Origin of the sequence: Streptomyces sp. NPDC001816, assembly GCF_042892235.1 — a bacterium.
Taxonomy (GTDB): Bacteria; Actinomycetota; Actinomycetes; order Streptomycetales; family Streptomycetaceae; genus Streptomyces.
Map to the genome: position 1 here is coordinate 449,590 of NZ_JBIATY010000006.1, position 15,603 is coordinate 465,192.

General features: G+C 72.2%; 13 protein-coding genes. 6 read left to right on the forward strand and 7 right to left on the reverse strand.

All coding sequences use genetic code 11. From position 1 onward, the window contains the following. Window positions 1-36: 36 nt before the first annotated feature. Window positions 37-996, reverse strand: a complete 960-nt coding sequence (locus ACFYZZ_RS23915; protein WP_389179335.1) for an endonuclease/exonuclease/phosphatase family protein — start codon at window positions 994-996, stop codon at window positions 37-39. Between the two features lie 9 nt (window positions 997-1,005). Beyond that, entirely contained in the window at window positions 1,006-1,794 is a 789-nt protein-coding gene (locus ACFYZZ_RS23920) for an alpha/beta fold hydrolase (RefSeq protein ID WP_389179338.1), read from the reverse strand. 127 nt (window positions 1,795-1,921) lie between these two features. Here ACFYZZ_RS23920 and ACFYZZ_RS23925 point away from each other — a divergent pair, with 127 nt between their 5' ends. After that, window positions 1,922-3,247 (forward strand): PLP-dependent aminotransferase family protein, encoded by a 1,326-nt coding sequence (locus tag ACFYZZ_RS23925; protein ID WP_389179784.1) that lies wholly within the window; start codon window positions 1,922-1,924, stop codon window positions 3,245-3,247. Between the two features lie 150 nt (window positions 3,248-3,397). Here ACFYZZ_RS23925 and ACFYZZ_RS23930 read toward each other — a convergent pair whose 3' ends face one another. After that, complete coding sequence (locus tag ACFYZZ_RS23930; protein WP_389179341.1) at window positions 3,398-4,342, reverse strand: hypothetical protein; 945 nt, start codon at window positions 4,340-4,342, stop codon at window positions 3,398-3,400. Window positions 4,343-4,597: 255 nt separating this feature from the next. Further along, entirely contained in the window at window positions 4,598-5,041 is a 444-nt protein-coding gene (locus ACFYZZ_RS23935; RefSeq protein WP_389179344.1) for a hypothetical protein, read from the reverse strand. A gap of 164 nt (window positions 5,042-5,205) precedes the next feature. Between ACFYZZ_RS23935 and ACFYZZ_RS23940 the strand changes: the two genes are divergently transcribed. Both ACFYZZ_RS23940 and ACFYZZ_RS23945 read left to right on the forward strand, forming a co-directional pair. Next, complete coding sequence (locus ACFYZZ_RS23940; RefSeq protein ID WP_389179787.1) at window positions 5,206-6,348, forward strand: PP2C family protein-serine/threonine phosphatase; 1,143 nt, start codon at window positions 5,206-5,208, stop codon at window positions 6,346-6,348. Window positions 6,349-6,411: 63 nt separating this feature from the next. Further along, window positions 6,412-7,470 (forward strand): hypothetical protein, encoded by a 1,059-nt coding sequence (locus ACFYZZ_RS23945; protein ID WP_389179347.1) that lies wholly within the window; start codon window positions 6,412-6,414, stop codon window positions 7,468-7,470. Between the two features lie 5 nt (window positions 7,471-7,475). Here ACFYZZ_RS23945 and ACFYZZ_RS23950 read toward each other — a convergent pair whose 3' ends face one another. From ACFYZZ_RS23950 to ACFYZZ_RS23960, 3 genes are all read right to left on the reverse strand, one after another. Further along, a complete protein-coding gene (locus tag ACFYZZ_RS23950) occupies window positions 7,476-9,473 on the reverse strand; it encodes an Ig-like domain repeat protein (RefSeq protein ID WP_389179350.1) in 1,998 nt (665 codons plus the stop codon). A 119-nt stretch (window positions 9,474-9,592) separates the two neighbouring features. Continuing rightward, a complete protein-coding gene (locus ACFYZZ_RS23955; protein WP_389179353.1) occupies window positions 9,593-10,834 on the reverse strand; it encodes an amidohydrolase in 1,242 nt (413 codons plus the stop codon). A 46-nt stretch (window positions 10,835-10,880) separates the two neighbouring features. Beyond that, complete coding sequence (locus tag ACFYZZ_RS23960) at window positions 10,881-12,446, reverse strand: LCP family protein (protein WP_389179356.1); 1,566 nt, start codon at window positions 12,444-12,446, stop codon at window positions 10,881-10,883. 213 nt (window positions 12,447-12,659) lie between these two features. Between ACFYZZ_RS23960 and ACFYZZ_RS23965 the strand changes: the two genes are divergently transcribed. The 3 genes from ACFYZZ_RS23965 (at window position 12,660) to ACFYZZ_RS23975 (ending at window position 15,529) form a co-directional block, all read left to right on the forward strand. Then, complete coding sequence (locus tag ACFYZZ_RS23965; RefSeq protein ID WP_389179359.1) at window positions 12,660-13,508, forward strand: Scr1 family TA system antitoxin-like transcriptional regulator; 849 nt, start codon at window positions 12,660-12,662, stop codon at window positions 13,506-13,508. Continuing rightward, complete coding sequence (locus tag ACFYZZ_RS23970; RefSeq protein WP_389179362.1) at window positions 13,468-13,728, forward strand: DUF397 domain-containing protein; 261 nt, start codon at window positions 13,468-13,470, stop codon at window positions 13,726-13,728. Before ACFYZZ_RS23965 ends, ACFYZZ_RS23970 begins: the two co-directional genes overlap by 41 nt. Window positions 13,729-14,185: 457 nt before the next feature. Beyond that, window positions 14,186-15,529 (forward strand): tetratricopeptide repeat protein, encoded by a 1,344-nt coding sequence (locus ACFYZZ_RS23975; protein WP_389179790.1) that lies wholly within the window; start codon window positions 14,186-14,188, stop codon window positions 15,527-15,529. Window positions 15,530-15,603: the final 74 nt, after the last annotated feature.

The following is a 15,603-nucleotide window of genomic DNA, read 5'->3' on the forward strand; positions in this document are numbered from 1 at the left end:
GCCCATTATGACCGCTTCAATCCGGCCCGTCCGGGGTCATCTGCGCTGGTGGAGCGTGATGTCGACGACGAGTGCGCGGTGGTCGGTGCCGGTCAGGCGCAGGAAGCGGGCGTCGGTCGCGGAGAAGTCCGGGGTGGACAGCAGGACGTGGTCGATCTGGGCGCCGATGACGGAGGACGTGCGGGCGGGCCAGCTGGGGGTGCGGTCGTGGCCGGCGAGGCGGGCGGCGTCGGTCAGGCCGGCGTCCAGGACGCGACGGAAGGCCGCGTGGTCCTGGGAGGCGTTGAAGTCGCCCGCGAGGATCGTGGGCGTGTGCGGGTCGGCGGCCGCGAAGGCGCGCAGCCGGCCCAGTTCCCGCTGCCAGAGGCCCACCTGGCGGGCGAGCGGGGGCATGGGGTGGGCGAGCTGCACGCGGACGGCGTGGCCGCGTACGTCGGCCACGGCGCCGGGCATGCCCATCGTGCCGCGGACGCCGGCCGTGCCCTTCAGCGGGAAGCGGCTGAGGATGAGCGAGCCGTGCGAGCCGCCCGCGGCCACGGCTTGCCGGTGCGGGTAGGCGCGGGCGAAGTCCCGTTCCAGCGTGGCCTGGCAGGTGTACTCGCACTCCTCGACGAAGACCAGGTCGGGGCGGAGGCGGCGGATCTGCGGGACCAGGGCGGGGGTGGCGCGCCCGAACTCGACGTTCGAGGTCAGCACGCGCAGGGCGGCGAGGGGCGGGCCGGCGGGTTGCGTGGTCTTCCCGTACGGCTCCAGGTACCAGGCCAGCAGCCCCAGTACGACGACTCCCCACACCAGCCCCGGCCACCAGCGGGCGAGCAGCGCACACAGCAGGGCGACGCCGGTCGGCACGAGCAGCCAGGGCAGGAAGGCGAGCAGCTGCGGCACGGGCGTGATGCCGTCGGTGCCGGCCACGCGACAGCCGACGACCACGCTGACCCCGGCGAGGAGCAGCCCGGCCGACCAGGAACCGAGTCCGCGCCCAGAACCTTGTGTCACTCCCCGAGACTACGAGCGCGAGTCGACCTCGGTCAGGAATTTCTCCAACACCTCGTTGAACTCCTCGGCCCGTTCCAGGTTCGGCATGTGGGCCGCGCCCGCGACGACGTGCAGTACGGAGTCGGGCAGTGCCGTGTGCATCGCCTCCGCGTCCGCCACCGGGGTGTACGTGTCGTCGGCGCCCACGACGACCAGCGCGGGCACGGTCACCCTGGTCAACAGGGGCCGGTAGTCGGGGCGTTCGGCGCGGCCGCGCAGGGAGGCGGCGGCGCCCTCGGGGGCGGTGGCCGTCATCATGCGGTGGACGTGGGCCTTGACCTCGGGGGCGGCGTACGGGGCGACCATCTTCTCCAGGACCTCGTCGGCGTAGCCGCCCATGCCCTCGGCGAGCAGCCGGTCGGCCATGGCTCTGCGGCCCCGCCTGCCCTCGGGCGTCTCGGGGTCGGGGAAGGTGTCGGCGAGGACCAGGCCCCGGACGCGGTCGCCGAGGCGGTCGTAGCACTCCATGGCGATCTGGCCGCCCATGGACAGCCCGGCGAGCACGAAGGAGTCCACTCCCAGGAAGTCCAGCAGTTCCTCGATGTCCTGGGCGTGGCGGGCGAGCGGGACGGTGCCGGGGGGCACGGGGGAGGAGCCGTAGCCGCGCAGGTCGGGGGCGATCACCCGGCGGCCGGCGGAGAACGCGGCCAGCTGCGGGGTCCACATGGTGCGGTCGAAGGGGTGGCCGTGGACGAGGACGAGGGGGACCCGGGAGGAGACTCCGGGGTTTTTGTCCTCGTATGAGAGGAAGGGTGGCATGTGATCGACCCTAGGTCCCCCCAACTCCTCGGTGCAATAAAATCTTTGCCCTCGGTGCAATGTGATGTGCCGGTGCGGCAAGGGGACTTGTGGCGGCGGGGGGCCCATGACGGCAGGGGGGGGACTTGTGGACGACTACCGGCGTATTGCCGACCGGATCGCGGGCGACATCGGCGGCGGCCGGCTCCGGCCGGGGCAGCGGCTGCCGCCGCAGCGGGCGTTCGCCCGGCGGCACGGGATCGCCGCGTCGACGGCCGGGCGGGTGTACGCCGAGCTGGTCCGCCGTGGGCTGGTGGTGGGCGAGGTCGGGCGCGGTACGTTCGTCCGGGCCACGGCGCCGGACGCGCAGCCGGGGCGCGCGCTGACCGAGGCGGCGGGGGGCGCGCCCGTGAACCTGGAGCTCAACTACCCCTCCGCGCCCGGCCAGGCGGAGTTGCTGGCCCCCGCGCTCGCGTCCCTGTTGCGGCCGGACGCGCTGGCCGAGGCGATGCGGCCCGCCCCGGCCGCCGGTACCGCGGCGGCGCGGGAGGCGGTGGCGGGGTTGCTGGCCGGTGGTGGTCTACGGCCCGACCCCGACGGGATCCTCTTCACCGGCAACGCCCGGCAGGCCATCGCCGCGACACTCGCCTCGCTGGTGCGGCCGGGTGGGCGGGTCGGTGTCGAACCGTTGACGTATCCGCTGGTCAAGGAGATCGCGGGGCGGCTCGGTGTCACTCTGGTCCCGCTTGCGGCGGATGCGGAGGGGCTGCTGGCGGAGTCCGTCGCGGCGGTTCATCGCGCCGCGCCGCTGTCCGCGCTCTACCTTCAGCCGACGTTGCACAATCCGACCTCGCTGACCCTGAGTGCGGAGCGGCGGGTGCGGCTGGCCGAGGTCGTCCACAGCCTGGGGATACCGGTCGTGGAGGACCGGATCTGGTCCTTTCTGCACCCTGGCGGCGAACCCGCGCTCGCGGATCTTGCGCCGGGGCTCGTGCACGTCGTCGACGGGCTGTCCAAGCGGGTGGCGCCGGGGCTCACGGTCGGGTTCGTCGTCGTACCGGGCGGGCGGGTGGAGGCGGTGGCGCGGGCCGTTCGGTCCGGGGGGTGGAGTGCGGGGTGCTTCGCGCTGGAGGCGGCTGTGCGGTGGATCGGGGACGGAAGTGTGGCGCGGTTGGTCGAGGCGAAGCGGGGGGATGCGGGGCGGCGGCAGCGGGTGGTTGCGGAGGAGTTGTCGGGGTTTGCCGTGCGGGCTGATCCGGCGGGGTACTTCGCGTGGTGGGAGTTGCCCGGGGGGTGGCGGGCGGACACGTTCACGGCGGCTGCGCGGGCGCGGGGGATCGCGGTGACTCCGGGTACGGCGTTCTCCGTGGATCCGAGTCGTACGCCGGACGCTGTGCGGATCGGGCTGGCGTCGGTGCCGGAGGGGGAGCTGGTGTGGGCGTTGCGGGTGCTTGCGGGGGTTGCGCGGGGGTAGCCGCGGTTGCCTCCGGCTGGAGCTGCGGTTCCGCCTCGGCTTCGCCTTCGGCGGGGATTGGGTTCCCACCCGCACCGCCCCTGCTGGTTTCGTTGTCGGGTGCGGGTGGCCCCCGTAGGGCTTCCTCGCCGTCGGCGGCTTGCGGTGGGCTCAGGCTCTGGCTCGGGTTGGGGTCGGGGGCTGGGTCGGGGTGGGGGGTGTGGGGTCCTCGTGGGGGTGGTGGGAGGGGCGGGGGAGGTGTAGGCGGCGGGTCAGCCAGGCGGTGAGGGCCACTGTGAGGCCCAGGATCAGTAGGAGCCAGGACGTGGTGCGCAGGGTGGCGGTCAGGGCGTCGTAGATCGCGGCCGCTGCGGGGTGGGGGACGTCGGCGGGGAGGCCGGCGAGGGTGAGGGTGCGGCCGATGGTGAGGGCGAGGATGAGGAGGGCGCCGCCCAGGGCCGTGCCCAGCGCCGTCGCCGCGACGGCGCGGCGGCGGTGGACGGCCAGGGCGATCCCGGCGACGGCGAAGACGACGGCCGCGACAGGGAGCCAGAAACCGGCGACTTCGAGCACGTGGAATCCCTTCCTGAGCCGGCCCACCTCGCCCGCCTGGAGCACGGGGACCGCGGTGTGCTCCACGGGGATGCGGGCGGCGAGCGGAATGTGGTCGTCGGTGAGCTGCTGCTTGACCTGGGCGGTGACGGGGGCGAGGTCCACGGTGACCGGGCGCTCGCCCGCCTCCTCGGCCGGGTCCTCCGCGCGCAGGGCGCGCAGGATCGCGTCGTGCGTGACCCGGTTGCCGGTGTCCCAGGCCAGCCGGAAGGCGCGGGTCTGGGTGAAGGATCGCACCGCGTCGTGTACGAACGGGGCGACCGAGCCGCGCACCCCGCGCACGTCCATCCGCTGGTCCACCTCGCGCAGGATCCCGTCCCCGACCGTCTTGGCCACGGCTTCCCGCACGTCCGGGTCGGCGGCGAGCGGGGCCATCGTGGAGACGTACCGGCCCGTGTCGGCGAGCCCGTACGACGCCCAGGCCGCCAGCGCGCCGAACGGCACGAGGAGGCAGGACAGGGCGATCAGTACGGCCGACAGGGCACTCCTGAGGCGTGGCGGCACGCTTCCAGGCAAGGCCCGCGGGGCCCGGCGGGCGAGCGGTACGACTGCATTCGGGGGAAATGTCAAGCCCAACAGCCGCGCCACCTGGCGGAGCAGGGCACTCCGCCCTCCATTCCGCTCTCCGGTGGAGGGTTCCTCCGAACGGGTGTTTCCTGGTGCTGGTGAGGAGGGAGTTACAGGGGAGTGCGTGGGCCCCGGCCGGTCTCCGGCCGGGGCCCACGCGCGTCCCGTGTACTCGGCTGCGTACTCGGCTGCTCAGCGGATGCGGTTTCCCTCCGCGTCCTCGTGCGTGTAGTAGCGGTAGAACAGCACGCCGCCCACGACCACGGCGAACGCCAGGCCCAGGCCCGCCGACGACAGGACGGAGTGACCGCGGCCGCTCAGGCTGTACAGGAAGCCGACCGCGATGCCGGTGAAGGCGCCCCACAGCGTCGCATGCAGCTCGCGCGGCAGCCGCGGGGTCAGGGCCGCAAGGCCCATCCAGACGGCCGCGAACACGATCGCCGTCACGAAGCCGAACAGCAGGTTCCAGCCGGTGATGGGCCCGCCGTAGCGGGTGTTGGCCGCGGCCCAGTACCCGTAGATGAGCCCGAGCACGACGGGCACGGCGACCTTCGCCACCGCGTGCGTGCGCTCGCTGAAGATGTCGGGAGTACGACCGCCCCGGATCACGCCGGGTGCCGGTGCCGCTTGAGCCATGAGAGCACTCCTCTCTCTCCTCGCCCCCGCCTACCAGAGCACACCTGGGGGGACGCCCTGGCAAGTCGGCCGACAGGGTGAACAGTGCCCGGATGCGGCGCCCATGTTCCCGTGTTTCGCTGAGTTCCTCCGAGGACATGAAGGGCTGCCCGGCCGTGACGGACATGGAGTACCGGCTCCGGCGGCAGTTGCTGCGGATCCGTGGCCGGAGCATCGCCTGGGTACCGCCCCTGCTGCTGCTCGTCGGCATCGTGCTGCTGGACATCAACACCAGCGAGCAGTTCCGGATCGTCTCCTGGATCGTCCTGGTCCCCGGCATCGCCGCCGCGCTCTGCGGGCCGTGGGGGACGGCCGCCTTCGCCGTGCTGTCGCTGGTGACGTACTTCGTCGTGGACAACTCCTGGCCGGACGCGTACCGCGCCGGAGCCGGCGACTTCGTCCTGGTCGCCCTCGGCGGTGCCCTCGGTGTGCTGGCCTCCGCCGTGCGGATGCGCAGGGAACAGCAGATGCTGCACATCCGGGACATCGCCGAGACCACCCGGCGTACCGTGCTGCGCCCGCTGCCGCCCATCTGGGCGGGCCTGGAGCAGGCGGGCGTCTACCTGGCCGCCGACGTCGAGGCCCAGGTCGGCGGGGACTTCTACGACATCCAGCCGGGCCCGCACGGCACCCGCGTCCTCGTCGGGGACGTGCAGGGCAAGGGCCTGGGCGCGGTGGAGACGGCGGCCGCGCTGCTCGGCACCTTCCGGGAGGCCGGCTACCACGAGGCGGACCTGGCGACCGTCGCCGAGCGGCTGGAGGTGCGCATGGTCCGGCACCGACGGCACACCACCGCCCTCGGCCGGGACGACGGCGACCGCTTCGCCACCGCCGTCCTGCTCTGCTTCCCCGCAGGCTCCCGGGACACGATCGAGCTGATCAACTTCGGGCACGAGCCCCCGCTCGCCGTCGGACCGCACGGGGTGCGCATCCTGCCCGGCGGCGACGGCCTGCCGCTCGGGTTCGGCGACCTCGGGCTCGGGCGCCCGCCGCTGCACCGGATGCCGTTCGAGCCCGAGGAGACCCTGCTCATCGTGACCGACGGGGTCACCGAGGCGCGGGACGCTACCGGGGAGTTCTACCCGCTGGCCCGGGAAGTGGCCCGGGCGGTCGAGGCCGACCCGGGGCGGGCCGAGCCACGGCGCCTGGTCCGCCGGGTCCGTGACGGCGTGCTGCTGCACAGCGGCGGCCGCCTGGAGGACGACACCACGGTCTTCGCCGTGCGACGGGCGGGCGAAGACCCCGTACGGGGACGTTTGCAGTCCTGAGAAGCGCCTTGCAGCAACAGCAGTTACGGTGCTGGCAGTAGGGCGATCAACAGGGGAGGGACGATGCCCGGAACCGTGCTGCTGCTCGCGGCCTCGCCGCTGGGCCGGGGGCGCCTGGTGGACGCGGCCGGAGTGCTGCCCGTGCTGGCCGCGGTCGCCCCTGCCGTGCTGTCCGGCACCGACACCGCCAACGTGGTCGAACTCGCCGACCCGCTGGAGCCGCAGGCCGTCCTCACCCGGCTGCGCGCCGCCGCGGCCGCGCCCGGACCGCTCACCGTGTACATCGCCGGACAACTCCACCTGGACCGCCGCCAGCACCAGCCCCACCTGGCGCTGGCCCGCACCACCCCGGCCACCGTCCGCTACACGGCACTGCCGTGGCACTGGATCAGGGAGGAACTGCGGCTGCGCTCCGCGGGGTCCACGGCGCTCTTCGTCGACCTGCACGCCGACACCGAGACCTGGCAGCACCTCGGCCGGCGGCCGCTCGACTCGGGCCGCACCAGCGCGGTGTACGGCCGCATCGCACCCCCCTCCGGGCGGCGGGGCATGGCCGAGCCGTCGTACATGAAAGCGGTGGCGACGCTGTTGCGCAGTGGACACCGCCCGCCGTTGGACCAGTTGCACCAACAGGCCCTGGCGCGGATCGCCGACGAGGCACCGACGAACATCCTGCTCACCGCTCGGCCCCGGCCGGCCGGTGATCCCCACGCCGCCATCAGCGCCGCCGTCCAGGCCGGGCGGCACGCCGACGCCGACGCGCTCGCCGCTCAGCACGAGCAGGGCGCCGTGCGCGCCTGTGGGCTCGCCTCCGACGAGGCGCTGCACTGGGCCGAAGTCCGGGCCGATCTGGCGATGTTCGCGGGCGACTCGGTGCGCAGTTGCCGGGCCTGGCTGCGGGTGGCCGGGGTGCGGCTCGCCGCCGGGCAGGCGGTGGACGCGCCCGCCGTGGAGGCGGCCGCGGACCGGGCCCACCATCAGTGGGGGAGCATCAAGGACGCGGCGCGGGCCCGTGAACTCGGACCCGCGCTCGCGGAGTTGAGGCTCCGGGTGCCAGGCCGCCGGCAGGGCGCGCTGGAGAACGTCCAGCGGCACCTGCGGCAGCTCCAGTCAGCCGGGTAGCGGCCTCAGTTGGTGAAGGTGAGGTACTTCCAGGCGCCGTGCGTCGTGGAGTTCACGTTGTCACCGGAGGTGACGTTGTAGTACGAGGAGCGCAGCCGGAAGCGCCAGCCGACGTCCTGGCTGTGGTCACCGGTCATCCGCACCTTGGACACGCCGTCGGAGCCCAGCGGGAAGTACATCGGGTCGCCGTCGTACCACCTGCCCTGGTAGTACACCTGGAACTCCAGGCGCTGCTGGCGGCCCGGGTAGTACGTCATCTTCGTCGTGGTCAGCGGGTCCTTGGACTTGTGGAAGAAGGCGTACGTGTGACCCCACGTGTACACCGACTTGTAGTTGTTGCTGAGCGACGTCGACACGCTCACCCGGGCACCGACGGTGCTGGAGGCCGACCGGGGCTGGTAGCGGGCGTCGCCCGAGAACTTCGCGGTGACCTTGGTGTCCCGCTTCAGGTCCAGCCAGACCGACAGGTTGCCGTCCGAGTTGACCCTGCCGGACTTCACCAGCTTCTTCGGCTTGTCGGAGCCGAACGGGTCGGCCCAGATCTCCACCGTGCGGTTCTTGTAGGTGGTCCCCAGGTGGGCCGTGAACTTCACGTCCTTGCCGTAGGAGTACACCTTGCCGTTGTTGTTGATCGTCAGCGTGGGCTTGGCGCGGGAGACGCCCACGGTGTCGGAGGCCTTCGCGGAGGTGTGCTGGGCGTCGCCCGCGTACGTCACCGTGTACGTGACCTTGCCACCGGCCGGCGGGGTGTCGGTGAAGGAGAACTTGCCGCCGGTGCCGAGGGACTTGGTGCCGAGCGACTTGCCGTTCGGCGACTCCAGATCGGTGCGGGTGACCTGCAGGGGGGTGCCGGCAGGCAGCGGCAGCGTCGCGGTGAGCGTGCCCTTGACGGTGAGCGACTTGGCGCGGGTTGCGGTGGCGGGGGCGTCGACCGTCAGGACGGGCTTGGACTTGGTGGAGTCCGTCAGGACGCGGAGCGTGTACACGCTGTTGTAGTTGTGGGTCAGCGCGAAAAGCCGGCCCGCGCCCGTGCCGGGCTCCCAGGCCAGGTTGGCGTTCCCCAGCTCGTCGTATCCGCTGATGTTGTCGGTGTCGGGCCAGGTGTACTCGCGGACCGGGGTCGTGGTGCCCGGGTTGAACATGTACAGCGACGGGTCGTACGGGGCGTCGGTGCCCGCGGCGACCGTGCCGTCGTCGGCGATCGCGACGGAGCTCGGGTGGTACTCGGTGGTGTAGCCGCTCAGTGGAGTGAGGTCCGAGGTCTTCCACACGTGGTGCTGGTTGCCGGGGTTGGCCGTGATCAGACGGCTTCCGTCGGGCGTGAGGGCGAGGTCGGACGTGGAGCCGAGGCCGCCGGTGGAGCCGCCGTAGCGGGCGGTGCGGGTGGCGGTACCCGTGGCGACGTCGTACACGCCGAGCCAGGAGTTGTAGTACTCCGGAGCCGCGGCGGCCAGGGTGTTCGGGGCACCGGGCGTGGCGGCGAGCAGCGGGGCGCCGGGGTAGTCGGTGTCGGGGTCCTGGTCCAGGGTCACCACCGGGTCGGTGCCCGACAGGTCCAGCGAACCGATGTGGCCGTGCTCGGCGGTGCCGTAGCCGAACCACAGCTTGCCGCCGGCCAGGGCGAGGTGGGCCGGGTCCGTGCCGTCGCCGGTCGCGTACCGGGTGGACTCCGTCACCGTCGTCGTGTCGATGGCCACGATCGCGTCCGCGCCCGGCGAGGCCGCGTACACCGTGCCCGAGTCGGCGGACAGCTGCAGGCCGGTGACGCCCGGCAGGGAGGTCACCGAGCCGACGACGGAGCCGCTGTAGTCCGTGGCGACGACCTTGCCCTGGTACGGGTCACTGACGAAGACCCGCTGGTGGACGCCGTCCACCACGATGTCACCCGCCGACTTGACCGGCAGGATCTTGGCGGAGTCGGCGGCTGCCGGAGTGGCGGCCAGGGCCGCCGAGCTGAAGAGGACGGCCAGGGTGGTGGCAGTCGTGAGGGTGCGCATACGCACGCTGATTCGAACCCCCCGGAACGAATGAGTGAGGTGAGCGCCACGCGGCACGGCTGATGTGTAAGCCCCCTGTGTGCCGTGCGTGGCGGATGAGTGAAGGCTAGGTCGCGAAGACTAAGTCATGCCACTGACAAAAATGCGAGCGCCCCCGAGACCAGGGTCCGCACACCCGGGACGATCGTGGACAGATCGGGCGCGAAGCGGGGGCTGTGGTTGCTCGGCACCGCCGAGAACTTCTCCGGGAACGTCGCGCCCGGGGCCTTCTCCCACACCTCGGCCGGAGTGGTCGTCACGAACCAGTACGAGTACGGGATCGAGCCCTGCGCCAGCTCCGGGAAGTCCTCGCTGCCCATCGCCGGGCCCGGGTCGAACACCGTGCCCTCGCCGAAGACCTCGCGGTGCACGGCGGCCACCGCGGTGTCGGTGCCGACGTCGTTGACCGTCTCCGGGAAGCTGTTGCCGAAGGTGATCTCGGGCTCGCGCGGGCAGCCGGCGGCCAGGCACTCGCCCTGCGCGATCCGGCGGATCGCGGCCAGCATCCGCTCCCGCACCTCCTCCGACTGGGTGCGCAGGTTCAGCTCGATGCGCGCCTCGGACGGGATGATGTTGTGCCGGGTGCCCGCCTCGATCCGGCCCACGGTCAGCACCGCGGCCTCGCGCGCGGCCAGTTCCCGGGAGACGACCGTCTGCAGCCGGGTGACCAGGTAGGCGGCGGTCACCACCGGGTCCACGGTCGACTCGGGCCGCGAACCGTGGCCGCCCCGGCCGTGCACCACGATGTCCACGTCCGTCGACGCCGACATGATCAGGCCCGGCGCGTGCGGGTACAGGCCCGTCGGGCCCGGGACCGCGTGCTGCCCGAGCAGCACGTCCGGGCGCCCGAAGCGCTCGTACAGCCCGTCCGCGACCATCCGGGCCGCGCCCTGCCCGGTCTCCTCGGCGGGCTGGCCCACGACCAGCAGGGTGCCGTTCCAGGTCTCCCGCCCGGCCGCCAGCGCCTCGGCCGCGCCCGCCAGCCAGGTGACGTGCAGGTCATGCCCGCAGGCGTGCATCACCCCGTCCGTCCGTGAGGCGTACGGCAGCCCGGTCTCCTCCTGCACCGGCAGCGCGTCCAGGTCGGCGCGCAGCAGCACCGTCGGCCCGTCGCCGCTGCGCAGCACCCCCGCGACCCCGGTGCCGCCGATCCCCTCCGCCGTCTCGAACCCGGCCTCCTTGAGCCGCCCGGCGAGCTTCCCGGCGGTGCGGTGCTCGCTCAGCGACAGCTCGGGGTGACGGTGCAGGTCGCGGTAGAAGTCCTCCAGGTCCGGGACCGGGAGTCCGGCGGTGAGATCCAGAGCGGTGCGCGCCGCGGGAGAGGTCACGGGGAGAAGGGTAGGCCCCCGGCGGGACACGCGGGGAGAGCCCTGCTCACCAGGTGAAGCCCTTCTGCACCTCCATGCACGCGTCCTCCTTGTCGCCGGGCAGCACGGCCGCCGTCGAGGGCGCCTTGTCCGCGCTCTTGCTCTTCGGGTAGGCGTCGCCGGTGCGCCAGTCCGCGCCCACGACCAGGGTGACGCCCGAGACGTCGGTCGACCGGTGCACCTGGCCCAGCGGGACGCCGAGCGCCTTGGCCACGGCCTGGGCGTCGCCCTCCAGGTCGGCACTGGGGTACAGGAGAACGGTCTTGGCCTCGGCGGCCGCGGTGACGTCCGCCTCGGCCCGGGTGAACCCCTTGCCCCGCAGGACCTGGGTGACCGCGCTCGCCCGCTGGAGCGTCGGGGCCTCGGTGGTCGTCCCGGTGCCGTTGCGGACCTGGACCGCGAGGGTGCCGACAGGGGTCGAGGGAGCCTTCACCTTCTGCTCCGCCTTGTGCTTGGCGCCGCGGCCGTCCAGCGGGCGGTCGTCGCGGACCATGGAGAGGAGCTGGTCGGCGTCCTCGGGGTCCGGCACCAGACGGTTGTGGTTCTGCGACCACTGCACGGTCGGCAGCGTCGTCATCGTGATCCGCTTGGTGGGGACCTTCTGCAGTTCCCCGGCCAGGTCGTACAGCTTCTTGACCGTGCCGAGGCCCTCGTCGACCGTGAGCGCCTTCGTCGCGGCCTCCGCGAGCCTGCGCATCTCGGTGGGGTTGCCCAGCGTCGCGTTCGCGCGCAACTGACGGACCATCGAGTTCATGTACATGTGCTGGGCGTGGGTGCGGCCGATGTCGGTGCCGTCCTCGAAGCCGTAGCGGGTACGCAGCCACTGCAGGGCCTGTTCGCCCTTGACCGGGTGGGTGCCCGCCTCCAGTTTCAGCCCCGAGCCATGGCCGTCGGAGGTGTGCGAGTAGACGTTCTGCTTGACGCACACCGGGACGCCGCCGATGGCGTCCGCCATGTCCACCACGCCGGAGAAGTCGACCATCATGAAGTGGTCGATGTGGATGCGGGTGAGCTTCTGCCAGGTGGCGACCGTGCAGCCCGGGCCGCCGCGGCCCAGCGACTCGTTCGCCATGGCCAGCGAGAGAGCCTCGTACTTCTTGTCGGCGGTGGTGCACCTGGGGATCGGGATCATCGTGTCGCGCGGGAGGCTCACCACGGACATGTTGCTGCGGTCGGCCGAGACGTGCAGCAGCATCTGCACGTCGGCGAGCGGCGGGCGCCCCACGTCGGCCTTGGACCCACCGAGCTTCAGGTCCTTCGCGGTGTTCCGGCTGTCCGAGCCGATCATCAGGATGTTCAGCGGCGTCTGGCCGGCGGCGTTCGGGGTGGCCTCCGGTACGTCGGAGTCGCCCAGGTTCCGCTCGGCCTTCTTGATGTTGGCGTTGAGGTGCTCGTAGTAGAGGTAACCCGCGCCCGCGGTGCCGAGTATGAGGACGGCCAGGGTGGCCGCCGACCAGCGCAGTATCCGGCGCTTGGGGCGCGGGGCGTCGGGTTCGGTGCCGCCGCCTCCGCGGCCTCCGCCACCGCCGTGCCGCCCCCGGTCCTTCGGCCGCGCCTGCGCTTCCAGCGTCATTCCCCTGCCCTTCCCGCCCTGACGAAGCGCACGTCGACCTCGTCGCGGCTGCACCGGATCGCACACACTAACGGCGAGTCAGCTATGCGGGGGCGCGTGGTGAGATATGCCACTCGTGTACAACCTTCTCCGGGGTTGACGAACTGCCGTGATGCCGACTCGCAATCCTCGATTCGCCCCACCTGAGCGGAGTCGGTTGATTACGCTCAGCGCATGGCGAACATTCGCGAACTCGACCCCGCCGCTTCCCCATTGGACTACTTCGGCTCCGAACTGCGGAGAAAGCGGGAAGCGGCGGGGCTGACCCAGAAGGAACTGGGCGCGATCGTCTTCTGCACGGGCTCACTGATCGGCCAGGTCGAGACCACGCTGAAGGTGCCGACGCGGGAGTTTGCCGAGCGGGTGGATGCGGCGCTGATGACGGACGGGTTCTTCTCGCGGCTGTTGGGGCTGGTGTTGCGGAGCCAGTTGCCGAGTTGGTTTCAGCCGTATGCGGAGATGGAGGCGAAGGCGGCGTACATCTCGACGTATCAGGCGCAGGTCGTGTACGGGCTGCTGCAGACGGAGAAGTACGCGCGCGCGGTTCTCGGCGCGCCGGAGCCCAGGAACCTCGACGAGCTGGTCGCGGCTCGGCTGGAGCGGCAGCGTCTCCTTCGGAAGGAGCAACCGCCGTTGGTGTGGGTGGTCCTGGACGAGGCGGTGCTGTACCGGCCGATGGGGAGTCGGGAGGTGATGCGGGAACAACTCGCGCACCTGTTGAGCTTCCGTGATCAACGCCTGGTCAAGATCCAAGTCTTGCCGTACTCGGCGGGTGAACACCCGGGGCTGCCGGGCGCCTTCAATCTCCTGCGCTTCAACGACCATCCGGACATCGTCTACACGGAGGACTTCATCCAGGGCCATATGACGGCCAATCCGGACGGGGTCAGCAACGGCTGGCTCTATTACGATCAGCTACAGGCTGCCGCACTCTCGGTGCGAGATTCGGCAGAGCTGATCGCCCACGTGATGGAGGAGCGCTATGGAGACCAGCCGACAGCTGAAAAGCGCGACGTGGCGTAAGTCCAGCTACAGCAGCAGCAGCGGCGGCGACTGCGTCGAGTGCGCCCCGCTCGGCGCTACCGAGTGGCGTAAGTCCTCGTACAGCGGCAACACCGGAGGTGATTGCGTCGAGGTCGCCGACCTCCCCGCCCTCATCGCCGTCCGTGACTCCAAGAACCCCGAAGCGGCGCACCTCGCTGTAGCCCCCCACACGTGGGCTGCCTTCGTCCACGCCCTCTAGCGGGACAGCGGCGTGCCCGACTACGCCAAGGCCCCCAAGTACAAGCTCGGCCAGACCGTCCCTCTCCCCGCTCCCCTCGGTTTCGACCTGGACACGTCCGAGTTCTGAGCGTCCGCCCCCCGGGCGGTCTGTGATGCCCTAACCCCGATGCGCGTGATGGGTCGCGTGGGACGCCGGTCTCTCCTCGGCCGCTCGGGCCGGGACCGCGTTCGCCGCCGTGATCAGTGCCGCGATCGCTAGTGCGGCCGCTGCCACGCCCCGGGCGGCCGGGGTGCGCCTGCTCGGGCGGAGCCGGGAGATGGGCAGTGTGGTGGGGAGTCCGTAGGGTGCGGATGTACGTCCGTGCACGGCGACCTCGCAACAACAGCGGCCTGTTAAACATGCTTAATTCGCCGTTTAACCTAGGGGCGCGGAACCCGAACGGCAAGAGGTGCCAGGAGAGTTGGGGGAGCAGGAAATGCGGGAGCGGGACGATCCTGAGGTCGTCGGCCGGCGCGTGCAGCAACTGCGCACCGAACAGGGCCTGACCCAACGCCAGTTGGCGGAACCGGCGTACACCCCCGCCTACATCTCCACCCTGGAGGCGGGCCGGGTCCGCGCCTCCGACGAGGCGCTCAGGCACATCGCGGACCGCCTCGGCGTCGCCTTCGAGGAGCTGGCCGTCGGCCGGCCCGCCCACCTCGCCACCGCCCTCCGGCTGCGGCTCACCGAGGCCCAGCGCACCCTCGCCGACGGCAAGGCGGAGGAGGCGGCCGGCCAGTACACCGCGCTGCTCGCCGAGGCGGACACGCACGGCCTGGTCGCCGAGCAGGCCACCGCGCTCCTGGGGCTGGGCGAATGCGCCCTGGAGACGGGCGAACTGTCCCGGGCCCGCGACCACTTCGAGCGGGCCGAGCACCGCCTCGCGCAGGAGACCCTCCCCAGCCGCGTCCCGGCCGTCCGCGGCCGCGCGATCGCCCACTACCTCGCCGGCGAACTCCGCTACGCCGTCTACCTCCTGGAATCCACCCTCGACGAACTCAACCGGGGCGGCCTGCACGACCCCGACGCCCTGCTGCTCCTCTACGCCAGCGCCATCGGCCCCTACATGGACATGGGCGCCCACGCCCGCGCCGCCAAGGCCGCCGAGTTCGCCCTGGCCCTGGCCCCGCAGGCCGCCGACCCGGCACTCATCGCCCGTATGCACCGCTCGGTCGCCCGCACCCTGCTCGCCGAGGGCCGGGTCGCCGAGGCCGACGCCTCCCTCGCCAAGGCGGCCGAGCTGTACCGCCAGCTCCAGCTGCGCACCGAACTCGCCAACTGCCACTGGATGCGCGGCTACGTCTGCGCCCAGAACGGCGACCTGGACCGGGCCGAGGCCGAGCTGCGCCAGGCCCTCACCATGCTCGCCCAGACCCGGGCCGCCCTCTACCGCAGCCAGGCTGCCGTGGAACTCGCCGACGTCCTGCACCGGCGCGGCAAGTCGGCCGAGGCCGCCGAACTCCTCAACGGCGTCCTCGGCGACCTCTCCTCCGAACGCGGCGCCGTGCACGCCGCCGCCGCGCACCGCCTCCTCGGCATCATCGCCGAGGACTCCCGCGACACCGAGGCCGCCGAGGAGCACTACGTCCGCGCCCTCAGCCTCCTGGAACGGGCCGGCGCGGCCGGCGACCTGGCCGACCTGTGCCGCCTCCTCGGCGACCTGCTGCGCCGTACCGGCCGCGTCGAGGCGGCCCTGGACGCCTACCGCACGGGCCTCGGCCACCGCACGGCGCCGGGCACCACGACCCTGGGGCCGGCGCCGGCGCAGCCGCCGCTGTAGATCGCGATCTTCGTAGTGCGCGGCAGGCCGGGCCGTCTCTCGTCCCGGGTTGGTCCGACTGGTCGGATCTGACG

Excerpts from the sequence above, each read along its gene's own strand:
- ACFYZZ_RS23920 (WP_389179338.1), bottom strand. The coding sequence starts at position 1,794 with ATGCCACCCTTCCTCTCATACGAGGACAAAAACCCCGGAGTCTCCTCC.
- ACFYZZ_RS23965 (WP_389179359.1), top strand. The coding sequence starts at position 12,660 with ATGGCGAACATTCGCGAACTCGACCCCGCCGCTTCCCCATTGGACTAC.
- ACFYZZ_RS23945 (WP_389179347.1), top strand. The coding sequence starts at position 6,412 with ATGCCCGGAACCGTGCTGCTGCTCGCGGCCTCGCCGCTGGGCCGGGGG.
- ACFYZZ_RS23970 (WP_389179362.1), top strand. The coding sequence starts at position 13,468 with ATGGAGACCAGCCGACAGCTGAAAAGCGCGACGTGGCGTAAGTCCAGC.
- ACFYZZ_RS23960 (WP_389179356.1), bottom strand. The coding sequence starts at position 12,446 with ATGACGCTGGAAGCGCAGGCGCGGCCGAAGGACCGGGGGCGGCACGGC.
- ACFYZZ_RS23975 (WP_389179790.1), top strand. The coding sequence starts at position 14,186 with ATGCGGGAGCGGGACGATCCTGAGGTCGTCGGCCGGCGCGTGCAGCAA.
- ACFYZZ_RS23940 (WP_389179787.1), top strand. The coding sequence starts at position 5,206 with ATGGAGTACCGGCTCCGGCGGCAGTTGCTGCGGATCCGTGGCCGGAGC.
- ACFYZZ_RS23935 (WP_389179344.1), bottom strand. The coding sequence starts at position 5,041 with ATGGCTCAAGCGGCACCGGCACCCGGCGTGATCCGGGGCGGTCGTACT.